20 protein-coding genes are annotated in these 12701 nt (G+C 64.2%); 14 read left to right on the top strand and 6 right to left on the bottom strand.

Translation table 11 applies throughout. The annotated features are described in order from the left end of the window. The coding region (locus ABZE94_RS15055; protein ID WP_372876312.1) for a TetR/AcrR family transcriptional regulator at positions 1-441 on the top strand (441 nt) is incomplete at its 5' end. A 155-nt stretch (positions 442-596) separates the two neighbouring features. Here the strand turns inward: ABZE94_RS15055 and ABZE94_RS15050 are convergent. From ABZE94_RS15050 to ABZE94_RS15040, 3 genes are all read right to left on the bottom strand, one after another. Next, the gene (locus tag ABZE94_RS15050; protein WP_372876311.1) at positions 597-1328 is read right to left on the bottom strand and encodes a phasin family protein; all 732 of its coding nucleotides are present in this window, start codon (positions 1326-1328) and stop codon (positions 597-599) included. Between the two features lie 10 nt (positions 1329-1338). Continuing rightward, complete coding sequence (locus tag ABZE94_RS15045; RefSeq protein WP_372876310.1) at positions 1339-1776, bottom strand: phasin family protein; 438 nt, start codon at positions 1774-1776, stop codon at positions 1339-1341. Positions 1777-2006: 230 nt separating this feature from the next. Continuing rightward, positions 2007-2285 carry a polyhydroxyalkanoic acid system family protein gene (locus ABZE94_RS15040; protein WP_372876309.1) on the bottom strand — a complete coding sequence of 93 codons (279 nt, stop codon included), beginning with the start codon at positions 2283-2285 and terminating at the stop codon, positions 2007-2009. A 263-nt stretch (positions 2286-2548) separates the two neighbouring features. On the opposite strand from ABZE94_RS15040, the gene ubiE reads away from it, so the two are divergent. The 9 genes from ubiE to ABZE94_RS14995 all read left to right on the top strand — a co-directional run bounded on the left by ubiE (position 2549) and on the right by ABZE94_RS14995 (position 8442). Further along, complete coding sequence (gene ubiE / locus ABZE94_RS15035; RefSeq protein WP_372876308.1) at positions 2549-3319, top strand: bifunctional demethylmenaquinone methyltransferase/2-methoxy-6-polyprenyl-1,4-benzoquinol methylase UbiE; 771 nt, start codon at positions 2549-2551, stop codon at positions 3317-3319. Continuing rightward, positions 3319-3936 carry an SCP2 domain-containing protein gene (locus ABZE94_RS15030; protein WP_372876307.1) on the top strand — a complete coding sequence of 206 codons (618 nt, stop codon included), beginning with the start codon at positions 3319-3321 and terminating at the stop codon, positions 3934-3936. The genes ubiE and ABZE94_RS15030 overlap by 1 nt, the downstream gene beginning before the upstream one ends. Then, positions 3933-5525 (top strand): ubiquinone biosynthesis regulatory protein kinase UbiB, encoded by a 1593-nt coding sequence (gene ubiB, locus ABZE94_RS15025; protein WP_372876306.1) that lies wholly within the window; start codon positions 3933-3935, stop codon positions 5523-5525. The genes ABZE94_RS15030 and ubiB overlap by 4 nt, the downstream gene beginning before the upstream one ends. A gap of 66 nt (positions 5526-5591) precedes the next feature. Then, positions 5592-5993, top strand: a complete 402-nt coding sequence (gene hisI, locus ABZE94_RS15020) for a phosphoribosyl-AMP cyclohydrolase (protein ID WP_372876305.1) — start codon at positions 5592-5594, stop codon at positions 5991-5993. Beyond that, positions 5986-6318, top strand: coding sequence for a phosphoribosyl-ATP diphosphatase (locus tag ABZE94_RS15015; RefSeq protein WP_372876304.1), 333 nt, complete (start codon positions 5986-5988; stop codon positions 6316-6318). The genes hisI and ABZE94_RS15015 overlap by 8 nt, the downstream gene beginning before the upstream one ends. Before the next feature lie 41 nt (positions 6319-6359). After that, positions 6360-6593: a twin-arginine translocase TatA/TatE family subunit gene (tatA, locus tag ABZE94_RS15010; protein WP_318948832.1), complete on the top strand. Its 234-nt coding sequence runs from the start codon at positions 6360-6362 to the stop codon at positions 6591-6593. A 3-nt stretch (positions 6594-6596) separates the two neighbouring features. Then, on the top strand, positions 6597-6947 hold the full coding sequence (gene tatB, locus ABZE94_RS15005) for a Sec-independent protein translocase protein TatB (protein WP_372876303.1): 351 nt from the start codon (positions 6597-6599) through the stop codon (positions 6945-6947). Continuing rightward, positions 6944-7738 carry a twin-arginine translocase subunit TatC gene (gene tatC, locus ABZE94_RS15000; RefSeq protein ID WP_372876302.1) on the top strand — a complete coding sequence of 265 codons (795 nt, stop codon included), beginning with the start codon at positions 6944-6946 and terminating at the stop codon, positions 7736-7738. Before tatB ends, tatC begins: the two co-directional genes overlap by 4 nt. Next, the gene (locus ABZE94_RS14995; protein WP_372876301.1) at positions 7735-8442 is read left to right on the top strand and encodes a 16S rRNA (uracil(1498)-N(3))-methyltransferase; all 708 of its coding nucleotides are present in this window, start codon (positions 7735-7737) and stop codon (positions 8440-8442) included. Before tatC ends, ABZE94_RS14995 begins: the two co-directional genes overlap by 4 nt. Positions 8443-8588: 146 nt before the next feature. On the opposite strand, the gene ABZE94_RS14990 is transcribed toward ABZE94_RS14995, so the two are convergent. Further along, a complete protein-coding gene (locus tag ABZE94_RS14990) occupies positions 8589-9092 on the bottom strand; it encodes a winged helix-turn-helix transcriptional regulator (RefSeq protein ID WP_372876300.1) in 504 nt (167 codons plus the stop codon). 100 nt (positions 9093-9192) lie between these two features. Between ABZE94_RS14990 and ABZE94_RS14985 the strand changes: the two genes are divergently transcribed. Both ABZE94_RS14985 and ABZE94_RS14980 read left to right on the top strand, forming a co-directional pair. Further along, entirely contained in the window at positions 9193-9921 is a 729-nt protein-coding gene (locus tag ABZE94_RS14985; RefSeq protein ID WP_372876299.1) for an SDR family oxidoreductase, read from the top strand. 194 nt (positions 9922-10115) lie between these two features. Beyond that, entirely contained in the window at positions 10116-10709 is a 594-nt protein-coding gene (locus ABZE94_RS14980) for a 2-hydroxychromene-2-carboxylate isomerase (protein WP_372876298.1), read from the top strand. Between the two features lie 14 nt (positions 10710-10723). Here ABZE94_RS14980 and ABZE94_RS14975 read toward each other — a convergent pair whose 3' ends face one another. Next, a complete protein-coding gene (locus ABZE94_RS14975; protein ID WP_372876297.1) occupies positions 10724-11305 on the bottom strand; it encodes a TetR/AcrR family transcriptional regulator in 582 nt (193 codons plus the stop codon). An 88-nt stretch (positions 11306-11393) separates the two neighbouring features. On the opposite strand from ABZE94_RS14975, the gene ABZE94_RS14970 reads away from it, so the two are divergent. Both ABZE94_RS14970 and ABZE94_RS14965 read left to right on the top strand, forming a co-directional pair. After that, entirely contained in the window at positions 11394-11891 is a 498-nt protein-coding gene (locus tag ABZE94_RS14970; RefSeq protein ID WP_372876296.1) for a DoxX family protein, read from the top strand. Positions 11892-12009: 118 nt separating this feature from the next. Continuing rightward, positions 12010-12426, top strand: coding sequence for a UPF0158 family protein (locus ABZE94_RS14965; RefSeq protein ID WP_372876295.1), 417 nt, complete (start codon positions 12010-12012; stop codon positions 12424-12426). A 19-nt stretch (positions 12427-12445) separates the two neighbouring features. Here the strand turns inward: ABZE94_RS14965 and ABZE94_RS14960 are convergent. Beyond that, positions 12446-12701 (bottom strand): response regulator transcription factor (locus ABZE94_RS14960; RefSeq protein ID WP_372876294.1); only part of this gene is annotated, 256 nt, incomplete at its 5' end.

The raw sequence follows: 12701 nt of genomic DNA, 5'->3' as shown, positions 1-12701 counted from the left end.
GCGGAACTGGCGCCACTGCTCAACCCTCCAGACGACGCACGCCTGGATGTCGAGGACTACTGGCTGTTCCTGCACCTGATCGTCGAGCGCCTGGCGCACTACCGCTTCCTGTTCCAGGACCTGTCCAACCTGGCCGGGCGCCTGCCAAAGCTGGCCCGCGGCATCCGTAACTGGCTGAACGCCTTGAAACGCACCCTGGCATCGCTGCTGGCGCGACTGAAAGCGGAAAACCAGCTAGTCAGCGATACCAACTCCCTCGGCCAACTGGTCGAACAGATCACCATGACCCTGCTGTTCTCCCTGGATTACCAGCGCATCATCGGCCGCGAGGGCGAGAGCCGCCTGGTGGTCTATCAGGTGATGATGCTGGTGGCGCCCCACCTGACGAGCGAATCACGCTTCGCTGCCGAACATCTGGCGCAACGCTACCTGGAAGCCTGAGCCCGCAACCGAGCGCTCGGTAAAGACTCTCGCCTACTGCAGCCACCGCGCGACGGCGCTCGATTTTTTCACAAACGCCAAACCCGGCATGAACCCAAGCACACACGCAAACGCCCGGCACTAGGCCGGGCGCTTGCGTGTGTGGCGGTGAGTCTCTAGGACTGACGAGCCGGTGTTTCTGCAGCAGTTACCGGTGCCGAAGCAGGCGCAGGCGCCGCGGCTGGTTGCGCTGCAGCAGGTTCGGCCGCCGGCTTGGCAACCACTTTTTCCGCGGGCTTGGCGGCGGGTTTGCTCGCCGCCTTGGCCGCAGGCTTAGCCGGCGCCTTGGCCGCAGCTTTAGCGGCCGGCTTAGCGGCTGCCTTGGGTGCAGGCTTGGCAGCAGCTTTAGCGGCCGGCTTGGCAGCGGCTTTGAGCGCAGGCTTGGCGGCTGTTTTCGCGGCCGGCTTGGCGGCTGGCTTGACCGAAACACCGGTCAGTTGCTCGATCTGCTTGGTCAGGCTTTCGACCTTGGCATTGAGCGCCTTCACTTCATTGCGGCTCGGTACGCCGAGACGCGAAATGGCATTGTTCAGGCGCTTGTCGAACGCTTCTTCCAGCTCGCTCCATTTGCCGATTGCCCGATCCTTGACCTCGTCGACCCTGGACTTGGTACTGCCCACCTTCGATTCGACAGTGGACTTCACCGCATCGACTTGCTTCTCGACTTCGCTCTTGGCCAGCTTCTCGGCTTTTTCGCCGTCCTTGACCAGCGTATCGAACAGCTTGGTGCCGTCCTTGCTGACCTTGGAGTAAGCACCCAGGCCTGCCAACCAGATCTGCCGCGAGTATTTTTCAACCTCGCCGATCCAGGAGCTGGCCTGCTTTTCGGTTTTCTTTTTGACAGCCATGCTGTTCTCCTTATTTGGTACGCGCGACTTGCTCGAGCAACGCGCTCAGCTCGTCAAGTTTAGCAGAGAGTGCTGCAACATCCTGCCTGGACGGGATGCCGATACGGTTGAGCGCACTGGCCACACGGGCGTCGAACGCCTTCTCGATCTTATCGAGCTGCACTTCGACTTTACCTTTGACGCTGTTGACGTTGCCGGTCACGTTGTTCTTGACCTGGTCGATCTGGCTGTTGGCCACCTCGACCTGCTCGCTGACCAGCTTCTTGCCCTGCTCTTCGACACTTTCGCCGCTCTTGACCAGCTCCTTGAAATACTCGAAGCCTTCCTGCCCGGCTTTGGCATAGGCGCCCAGACCGGCCAGCCAGATCTTGCGGGCATAGCCTTTGGCGTCGGTCAGCACTGTGGCTTTATCTTCGACTTCAATTTTCTTCACGGCAACTTTCGACATGGTGCACCTCACGCGCAGTGGTTTGAGGAAACGCCCACGGAATGCAGGCTTGAGTGCACGGTAGCGAGGAAAATTAGAAACCACATACTAGACGTCAAAAATACCCGCCGACGAGACCGTATCCAGACGCTCGCGGCAAGGCGCAGCTGCGTGCAGCCGTGGAGGAGTCGGATCGCGGGTTGCTCGAGGCATCCGATCGGAGCAGCGGGCGGCCGCTGTAGGCGAGCGTTTCAGGCCTTGAGACTCTTATCCAGCACTTCTTCGATCTCGCGCTTGATGCGGCCGCTCATGGCAGACAGCAACAGGCCGAGGTTGAGCTGCACATGCACCCGATCCTCGCCCACTTCGATGCGCCCATCGGCACCGCTGCGTTTGAACTCAAGGGTGTCGCCGTTCCAGCTGTAGCGCACGGCGTATTCGCGGGCCAGGCGTTCGGCCAATTGCTCGGCTTTTTCCCGGGCCACCTCGCGACCGAGCGCATGGGGGCGTTGCACATCAATTCTGGCCATGGCGTTTCTCCTGTGCAGACCAACTGCGACCTTAAGTCGCGCGACTATAGCAAGGCTGCAAGCTGCAAGCTGCAAGCTGCAAGCTGCAAGCGAGCCAGTGTGCGAGCCGGCGCGCAAAACCCGCCCAGCTTTTCCCTGCCGCCTATGACCTGAAGCCTGAGGCCGCTGTTACTTGAAGCTTGTCGCTTGAAGCCTATAGCTGCTTTTCGGTTTAGAATGGCCGCCACTTTGATTCAGCCTCTCTATATTCAGGTAAGGGCGAGATGAACGACCCGCGCAAGCACAGCGACAGCGAACCCACCACCCACTTTGGTTTCCAGGATGTACCGGAAAGCCAGAAGGCGGAAAAAGTCGCCGAAGTGTTTCATTCGGTGGCCGCCAGATACGACCTGATGAACGACCTGCTCTCGGGCGGCATGCATCGCCTGTGGAAGCGCTTCACCATCGAGCTGTCCGGCGTACGTCCGGGTAACCGGGTGCTGGATATCGCCGGCGGTACCGGCGACCTGGCGCGCAAGTTCGCCAGCCTGGTCGGACCCAGCGGCGAAGTGGTGCTGGCCGACATCAACGAATCGATGCTCAAGGTCGGTCGCGACCGCCTGCTCGACCGCGGCGTGGCCGGCAACGTCCGCTTCGTCCAGGCCGACGCAGAAAAGCTGCCGTTTCCGGACAATCATTTCGATTGCGTGACCATCGCCTTCGGCCTGCGCAACGTCACCCATAAAGAGGACGCCATCCGCTCCATGCTGCGCGTGCTCAAACCCGGCGGGCGCCTGCTGGTGCTGGAATTCTCCAAGCCCTCCAGCAGCCTGCTGTCCAAGGTCTACGACACCTACTCGTTCAACTTCATGCCGCTGATGGGCAAGCTGATCACCAACGATGCCGAGAGCTACCGCTACCTGGCCGAGTCGATCCGCATGCACCCCGATCAGGACACCCTCAAGGCCATGATGGTCGAGGCCGGCTTCGAACGCGTCACCTATCACAACATGACCGGCGGCATCGTCGCCCTGCACCGCGGCATCAAACCCTGATGCTCAGCACCGCCCTGCTGGCCGGCGTCGAGCTCGGCCTCAACCGGGTGCTGGCCCTGGACAGCACGGCACTGCCACGCCTGGCGCGCTTGAGCGGCCGGGTGATCGCGCTGGACTGCACGGCGCCGGCGCTGCAGCTGTTCATCCTGCCCAGTGGCGAAGGCCTGCAATTGGCCGGGCAATGGGCCGGCGAGGCCGATTGCCGCCTGCGTGCGCCTGCCGCAAGCCTGTTGCGCTTGGCCACCGGCAAGGACAAAACGGCGGTGCTGCACAGCCCGCAAGTCGAACTGGACGGCGACAGCGCCGTCCTCCTGGAACTGGCCGGCATCCTCCAGGACCTGGAGCTGGACTGGGAGTACGAACTGTCGCGCTGGCTCGGCCCGGTCGCCAGCCAGCTACTCGGCAGCCATATACGCAGCCGGGCCAACTGGACCAACCAGACCCTCGACAGCCTGCGCCTCAATCTGGCCGACTACCTCAACGAAGAATCGCGTAGCCTGGTCGGCCAACGCGAAGCCGACGCCCGCTTCGCCGAACTCGATCGGCTCAAGCTCGACCTCGACCGTCTCGATGCCCGCATCGAGCGCCTCATCCAACCGCATAAGTGCAACGCATGAAGCTGCTCGCCGTTCGTCGTCTGCTGCGTATTCAACGCGTGGTCATCCGCTACCAACTGGATGACCTGCTGTTCGCCCAAGCCCTGCCGCTCTGGCTGCGCGCGCTACGCTATGCCCTGCCGTGGCGCTGGCTGCCGCGCAAGGCCCTGCACTTGTCGCGCGGCGCCCGCCTGCGCCTGGCCCTGGAAGAACTGGGGCCGATCTTCATCAAATTCGGTCAATTGCTCTCTACCCGTCGCGATCTGCTGCCGATGGATATCGCCGATGAGCTGGCCAAGCTGCAGGACCGGGTGCCGCCGTTCGACCAGGAGCATTCGCGGATGCTGATCGAAACCCAGCTCGGCGCCAAGGTCGGCGACGTCTTCGCCCGCTTCGACGCCCAGCCGCTGGCCTCCGCCTCGGTTGCCCAGGTACACGGCGCGCAACTGAAGAGCGGTGAAGAAGTGGTGGTCAAGGTGATCCGCCCCGGCCTCGAACCGGTGATCCGCCAAGACCTGGCCTGGCTGTTCCTGCTGGCCAAACTGGCCGAGAAGGCCTCCGCCGATGCACGCCGCCTGCGCCCGGTGGAAGTGGTCGGCGATTACGAGAAAACCATCTACGACGAACTCGATCTGCTGCGCGAGGCGGCCAACGCCAGCCAGTTGCGGCGCAACTTCGAGGACTCGCCGCTGCTCTACGTGCCCCAGGTGTACTGGGAGCTGTGTCGCCCCAAGGTGCTGGTGATGGAGCGCATCTACGGCATCCAGGTCACCGATCTGACGACCCTCGCCGACCAGCGTACCGACATGAAGCTGCTGGCCGAGCGCGGCGTGGAGATCTTCTTCACCCAGGTGTTCCGTGACAGCTTCTTTCACGCCGACATGCACCCCGGCAATATCTTCGTCAGCACCCGCACGCCCTGGAACCCGCAGTACATCGCGATCGACTGCGGCATCATCGGCAGCCTCACCGCCGAAGACCAGGACTACCTGGCGCGCAACCTGCTGGCCTTCTTCAAGCGCGACTACCGCCGCGTGGCGCAACTGCACATCGACTCCGGCTGGGTGCCGGCCGACACCAAGGTCAACGATTTCGAGGCGGCGATCCGCACCGTCTGCGAGCCGATCTTCGAGCGGCCGCTGAAGGATATTTCCTTCGGCCAGTTGCTCCTGCGCCTGTTCCAGACCGCCCGGCGCTTCAACATGGAGGTGCAGCCGCAGCTGGTGCTGTTGCAGAAAACCCTGCTCAACATCGAAGGCCTGGGCCGCCAGCTCTACCCGGACCTGGACCTGTGGACGACCGCCCAGCCCTTCCTCGAGCGCTGGATGCGCGAACGGGTCAGCCCGCTGCACCTGCTGCGCAACCTGCAGCAGCAGGCCGAACAGGTGCCGCATCTGTCGCAGATGGCCCGCGACACCCTGGAACGCCTCAACCAGCAGCCGCTCGCGGCAAACAACGGCGAGTCCGTCAACCCGCACCAGTGGCCCGGGCGCTTGCTCGGCGCCCTGTTGATCGGCGGCGCGGCCAGCCAAGGGCTGGCCCTCAGCCTGCTGGTCTGGCCCAGTTGGGCCATGCTCGCCGGCGGTCTTTATCTGGTGCTGCGCCGATAGCCACACCGCAGCCACGCTGGCACACTAGAACCCTATCCCACAGGCCCGTGACGGGCGGAAGCAGCGATGACCGATTGGCTCGACGAAATCAACTGGAACAGCGACGGCCTGGTGCCGGCGATTGCCCAGGATCACCATACCGGCCGCGTGCTGATGATGGCCTGGATGAACCGCGAAGCCCTGGCCCTGACCGCCGCCGAACAGCGCGCCATCTACTGGTCGCGCTCGCGCGGCAAGCTGTGGCGCAAGGGCGAGGAGTCCGGCCATGTGCAGAAGCTGCATGAACTGCGCCTGGATTGCGACGCCGACGTGATCATCCTCAAGGTCGAGCAATTGGGCGGCATCGCCTGCCACACCGGCCGGGAAAGCTGCTTCTATCGGGTGTTCGACAACGGCGCCTGGAAAACCGTCGATGCCGTGCTCAAAGACCCGCATGCCATCTACGCCAAAGGACACAGCCATGACTGACACCCTGAGCCGTCTGGCCGAGGTCCTGGAGGCGCGCAAAGGTGCCGCGCCCGACAGCTCCTACGTCGCCAGCCTGTACCACAAGGGTCTGAACAAGATCCTCGAGAAAGTCGGCGAAGAATCGGTGGAAACCATTCTCGCCGCCAAGGACGCGGCCGTCAGCGGCGACTGCAGCGAACTGATCTACGAAACCGCCGACCTGTGGTTCCACAGCCTGATCATGCTCGCCGCCCTCGGCCAGCATCCGCAAGCGGTGCTGGACGAACTGGATCGACGCTTCGGGCTGTCCGGACACGCGGAAAAAGCCGCGCGCCCGCAAGCCTGACCCGCTATTTATCAACAACCAGCTACTGAGGAGTACGCATCATGGGTTTCGGTGGCATTAGCATTTGGCAACTGGTGATCATCCTGCTGATCGTGGTCATGCTGTTCGGTACCAAGCGCCTGAAAGGCCTGGGCTCCGACCTCGGCGACGCGATCAAGGGCTTCAAGAAATCGATGGGTAACGAAGACGGCGACAAGCCGTCGGTGGAAGAGCCCAAGGGCCAGACCATCGATGCCCAGGCGCGCAAGGTCGAAGAACCGACGAAGAAAGACTGAGCCATGTTCGACATAGGCTTTACCGAACTGCTGCTGATTGGCGTGGTCGCCCTGGTGGTGCTCGGCCCCGACCGCCTGCCCGGTGCCGTGCGCACGGCCGGGCTATGGATCGGTCGGGTCAAGCGCAGCTTCAGCGCGATCAAGGCCGAAGTCGAACGCGAGATCGGCGCCGACGAGATCCGCCGGCAGCTGCATAACGAGCAGATCCTCGACCTTGAACGGGAAATGAAGGCCATGAAGCAGACCCTTGATGCGCCTTTCAGCAGCATTACCGAGTCAAACCCGGTCGCTGACGCCACCCCTACGGCCGAAACAGACAACCGCAGCAGCCAGGATAAAAGCCCGCAACCATGAGCTTACCAACGCACAGCGATCAGGAAATGCCCCTGGTATCGCACCTGACCGAACTGCGCACGCGCCTGCTGCGCATTGTGGGCGCCGTGCTGCTGCTGTTTGCCGGGCTGTTCTACTTCTCCCAGGAGATCTACGCGCTGGTCGCCGCACCCCTGCGGGCTTACCTGCCGGAAGGCGCGACCATGATCGCCACGGGTGTGGCCTCGCCCTTCCTGACGCCGTTCAAGCTGACCATGATGGTCGCCCTGTTTCTGTCGATGCCGATCATCCTGCATCAGATCTGGGGCTTCATCGCGCCGGGCCTGTACAAGCACGAAAAGCGCATCGCCATCCCCTTGCTGATCTCCAGCATCCTGCTGTTCTATGCCGGCATGGCCTTCGCCTATTTCGCCGTGTTCCCGATCATGTTCGGCTTCTTCGCCAGCGTGACCCCGGAAGGGGTGGCGATGATGACCGACATCGGCCAATACCTGGATTTCGTCCTCACCCTGTTCTTCGCCTTCGGCGTGGCCTTCGAGATACCGGTGGCGACCTTTCTGCTGATCTGGGTCGGTATCGTCGACGTAGCCACCCTGCGCAAGGGCCGACCCTATGTGATCGTCGGCTGCTTCGCCGTGGGCATGGTGCTGACGCCGCCGGACATCCTCTCGCAGACCCTGCTTGCCGTGCCCATGTGGCTGCTGTTCGAGGCGGGCCTGCTCTGGGGTAGCCTGGTCAAGCGCCGCGACCAACACGAGGCCGAGGCCGCTGAGCAGGAAAACGACGACCAGCCACCTGCCGCGCAACCTTGAACCTGCTGCTGCTGGAAGACGGCGACTTCGTTGCCGCGGACCGGGCGCTGCTCAGCGGTCGGCGCCTCAAGCACCTGCATGAGGTGCACCGCGCCGAGGTCGGCGACCGCCTGCGGGTCGGTCGCCTGGATGGCTTGATGGGCAGCGGCCAGTTGCTGCGCCTGGATGCCGAGCAGGCCGAACTCTCGATCGAGCTTGACCAGAGCGCCCCGGAAAAACTGCCGATCACCCTGCTGCTGGCCCTGCCGCGGCCGAAGATGCTGCGCCGTGTGCTGCAGACGATCAGTGCCATGGGCGTGCCCAGGCTGGTGCTGCTGAACAGCTACCGGGTCGAGAAGAGTTTCTGGCAGACGCCCTTTCTCGAGCCGGCGGCGATTCGCGAACAACTGATCCTCGGCCTGGAACAGGCCCGCGACACGGTGCTGCCGGAAATCATCATCGAGAAGCGCTTCAAGCCCTTCGTCGAAGACCGCCTGCAGGCGCTGGCCGCCGACAGCCTCGGCCTGATCGGCCACCCCGGTGCCTACCCGGCCTGCCCACGGGCGGTGGATCGAGCCGTGACCCTGGCCATAGGCCCGGAAGGCGGCTGGATTCCCTATGAGGTGGAGAAGCTGCAAGAGGCCGGCCTGCAACCGGTGCAACTGGGCGAGCGCATCCTGCGCGTGGAGACGGCGGTGACGGCCCTGCTGGCGCGCCTGTTCTAGGAGATTGTCCGAGAATGGCAAGCGAGCGCAAATTGCAGGTTGGGCCGGGCTGCGTAGGCTGAGGAACGAAGCCCAACGAAATCAACCTGCTGGCGTGCCCGCGAAACGGTGATTTCCGGGACATCGATCGCACGCATGGCGTGCTCCTAGGGTTTTTCTCCAATCCGCTGCACCTGCCAGTGCGCCGGCAGCAACTGCCCCTTGAACGCCGGCGCCTCCTCCAGCACTACATCGCCCGGCTGCAGCGCCTCGCCACATTCCGAGCAGACCAGCACGCCGTGCATCGGCCGGCCACAGTGGCTGTGCCGATGGCGAATCGGTGCGCCTTCGGCCCCGCTCATATGGCGGTCGCCCCAGTTGACCAGAGCCAGCACGGCGGGATACAGGTCGCGGCCCTTGTCGGTCAGGCGGTACTCCTCGCGTACTGGCCGCTGTTGATAGGCGACCTTGTCCAGCACCCCGGCTTCGACCAGTTTCTTCAGGCGTTCGGCCAGCACATGGCGGGTCACGCCCAGGCGTTTTTCGAACTCGTCGAAACGCCGGATGCCGAGAAAACATTCGCGCAGCACCAACAGGGTCCAGCGGTCGCCGACCACCGACAGGGTGCGGGCCAGGGAACAGGGTTGTTGCTCGAGGTCTTCCCAACGCATGACGGCTCTCCAAGTTCGATGGCCTACCTTAGCTTGACAAGTTCCAAAATGGAACCGACTATCTAACAAGGTTCCAAAACAGAACTAACGGAGCGCCGCAATGACTGAACGCAAAGCAATCCTGGTAATGGGCGCGGGCGACGCGACCGGCGGCGCCATCGCCAAACGTTTCGCCCGCGAGGGCTATGTCGCCTGTGTGGCCCGCCGCCACGCGGACAAACTGGCGCCACTGGTCGCCGCCATCGAGACCGAGGGCGGCACGGCACGGGCCTTCGCCTGCGATGCCCGGGTCGAGGCCGAGGTGCTCGAACTGTTCACCACTATCGAGCGCGAGGTCGGCCCGCTGGAGGCGGTGGTGTTCAATATCGGCGCCAACGTGCAGTTTTCCATCACCGAGACCAGCGAGCGGGTCTACCGCAAGGTCTGGGAAATGGCCGCCCTGGCTGGTTTCCTCACCGGTCGCGAAGCGGCCAGGGTCATGCTGCCACGCGCACGCGGCAGCATCATCTTCACCGGCGCCACCGCCTCCCTGCGCGGACGAGCCAATTTTTCCGCCTTCGCCAGCGCCAAGTTCGCCTTGCGCGCCCTGGCCCAGAGCATGGCCCGCGAACTGGGCCCGCAAGGCATCCATGTCGCCCACCCGATCATCGACGGCGCCATCGACACCGCCTTCATCCGCGAGAGCTTCCCCGAGCTGTACCGGCGCAAGGAACAGGACGGCATCCTCAATCCCGAGCATATCGCCGAGACCTACTGGCAGATCCACTGCCAGCCGCGCGACTGCTGGGTGCATGAACTGGATCTGCGTCCCTGGACGGAAACCTTCTGATCCTCCGAGCGTGCCATCGCGTAGATCCTATGTGTAGATGCAAGGCCCCAATTACTCCAAATGGTTGCGCGGCCTTAACTCGTAGCCCGAATAAGCCGCGAAACGCGGTGCAATCCGAGGCAGCGATCCCGGATTGCGCCAAGGCTTATCCGGGCTACGGTCAGATCCAGAGCCCCAACCAGCAGGAAAAACCAATGAGCAAACAGGTAGAGTTCTTCTTCGACTTCGGCAGCCCGACCAGCTACCTGGCCTGGACCCAGTTGCCGCACATCGCCGAAGCGGCCGGGGCGCAGATCGTCTGGCGACCGATGCTGCTCGGTGGCGTGTTCAAGGCCAGCGGCAACCAGTCGCCGATCGGCATCCCGGCCAAGGGCCGCTACATGCTGCAGGACCTGGCCCGCTTCGCCAGACGCTACGGCGTGCCGCTGGCGTTCAACCCGCACTTCCCGATCAATACCCTGCCCCTGATGCGTGGCGCCGTCGGCTACCTCGGCTCGGAGCGGTTCCAGCCCTATGCAAGAACGATCTTCGAGGCGCTCTGGGTGCAGCAGCAGAACCTCGGCGCCCCCGAGGTAGTCGCCGCGGTGCTGAACGCCGCCGGCCTGGATGCCGCCGAGTTCAAACAGCTGGTCAGCGACGAGGCGATCAAGCAGCGACTCAAGGACAACACCGAGGAAGCGCTCAGACGGGGCGTATTCGGCGCCCCGACCTTCTTCGTCGACAACGCGATGTTCTTCGGCCAGGACCGCCTCGACTTCGTCGCCGAGGCCCTCGTGCAGCCGAACTGAATCCCAGCCTTGTCTCAGCCGCCCTGCAGGCCGTCGGCAAACATGCGGGTCACTCGTTCGCTGAGCTCGGCGGCACTCAAGCCACCCTGCACGGACTCGCTCAACTGCCGATCCAGGAGCAACTGAGCGAGGCCGTGCACCAGGCTCCAGGCCGCCAGGGTCGCCACCTCGGGCTCGCACGCCGGCGCCGTCTCGTGCACCGACCGGGCCAGGCGCTGATACAACGCCAGCGCCGCCTGCTGCAGCTGCGGATAAGGTGTCTTGTCCAGACCGGCGCCGAACATCAGGGCGAAGCGCCCCGGCTGCTCCAGGGCGAAGCGCACATAGCACTGGCCGAGCGCGGCCAAACCACCGGCCTCGGCATCCATCCGCCTGCCCAGCTCGCGAAAACCGTCCTCCGCCAGGGCGGCCAGCAGGCTGTCGCGGTCGGCAAAGTGGCGATAGGGCGCGTTATGCGACACCCCCGCGCGACGGGCCACCTCGCGCAGACTGATGAGCGCCGCACCGCCTTCGCCGAGCAGCTGGGCCGCCGCCGCCAGTAGTGCCGGCTTCAGTTCACCATGGTGATAGGGCTGGGACTGCTTGCATGTTGACACCGACAACATCTCCTCTTATGTTGGCAACGTCAACATTATGCCGGCGACTCGCACCCCACGCCAGTCGACACGCTACTGGAGGTCTACCATGCTGTTTATCGCCCTGCTGATCCTGCTCACCCTGCTCGCGCTGCTGGCCGACCGCGGCGGCATGCCGGGGCTGTCCGGCTGGCCGGCGCGGATGCGCCTGGCCATGGCCGTCGCCCTGCTGCTGGTCGGCAGCGACCACCTGCTCACCCCGCAGCGCTACCTGGCGATGATGCCGGACATGCTGCTCTATCACCTGGAACTGGTGCTGTTCACCGGGCTGTGCGAGCTGGCCGGCGCCATCGGCCTGCTGCTGCCGCGCTGGCGGCGTTGGGCAGCGCTGGCCCTGGCGTTGTATTTCGTCTGCGTGTTCCCGGCCAATATCAAGAACGCCCTCGATGGCCTGGACGTCGAGGGCCTGCCGGCGGCGACCTGGTACTACTGGCTGCGCCTGCCGATGCAGCCGCTGATCATTCTCTGGGCACTGTACGCTGGCGAACTGATCGGTCGCCGGCACCGGACAACGAAGGCCGGGGAAGGCCATTGCGCGGCCGGCTGAGCCAACTGATGGACTGGCCAGCCCCCGGGCGTGGCACTATGGTCAGCGGTTGTGACAATATCGAGCGCAGTAGGCGGGCGTTTTTCCACAAGCGCTCACACCCCTGGAGACGACTGCCATGCGCCCCCTGACCCTCGATCTGCCGCGCCTCGAACAGGCCCTGCTCAGCCAGGACGCTGTCGAGCATTACCTGGATCTGGCAACCGGCAATGTGCTGCGCGTCGCCCCAGGCGCGCCCGCGCCGGGGACCGAGGAGAAGTACGACGTCCAGCCCGACCGCTACCTGGCCATAGAACCCCTGGCCCTGGACGACCTGCTGGGCATGCGCGAAGCCTTTCTGTTCGGCCTGCACGATCCGCATGCGCACACCCTGCTGCGCCATGCCCTGAGCGGCCGCCGGCCCTTGCGCACCTTCGACTATGAGCTGGAAAAACTGCCGCAGCTGCAGCCCGCCTGGCAGGCCTATCAGGCCCGACAGGCACGTGAACTGGCCCTCGAGTGGCTACAGGCCAATGGCCTCGAGGGCGCGGACTAGCCGACCGCAGGATCCTGCCTCAGACGCTCAACCAGCCGCGTTCCAGTGCATATTTCGCCAGTCCGGCCGGGGTATCGACGTCCAGTTTGCGCCGTATGCTGAGCCTATGGGTTTCGACGGTGCGCACGCTGATCTCGAGCATGCGCGCGATGGCCTTGTTGCTCAGGCCCTGCACGAGCATCTGCAGCACCTCGCGCTCGCGCGGGGTCAGTTCCTCGGCGGCGGCCGGCGGGCTCACGGTTTTTTCCAGCAGGTCGGCGCTGTAGTAGGTACCG

The sequence above is a fragment of the Pseudomonas sp. genome (genome assembly GCF_041601375.1).
In the GTDB taxonomy this organism is placed as follows: Bacteria; Pseudomonadota; Gammaproteobacteria; order Pseudomonadales; family Pseudomonadaceae; genus Aquipseudomonas.
The sequence above is the reverse complement of the archived record's forward strand: the minus strand, read 5'-3'. Positions and strand labels throughout refer to the sequence as shown.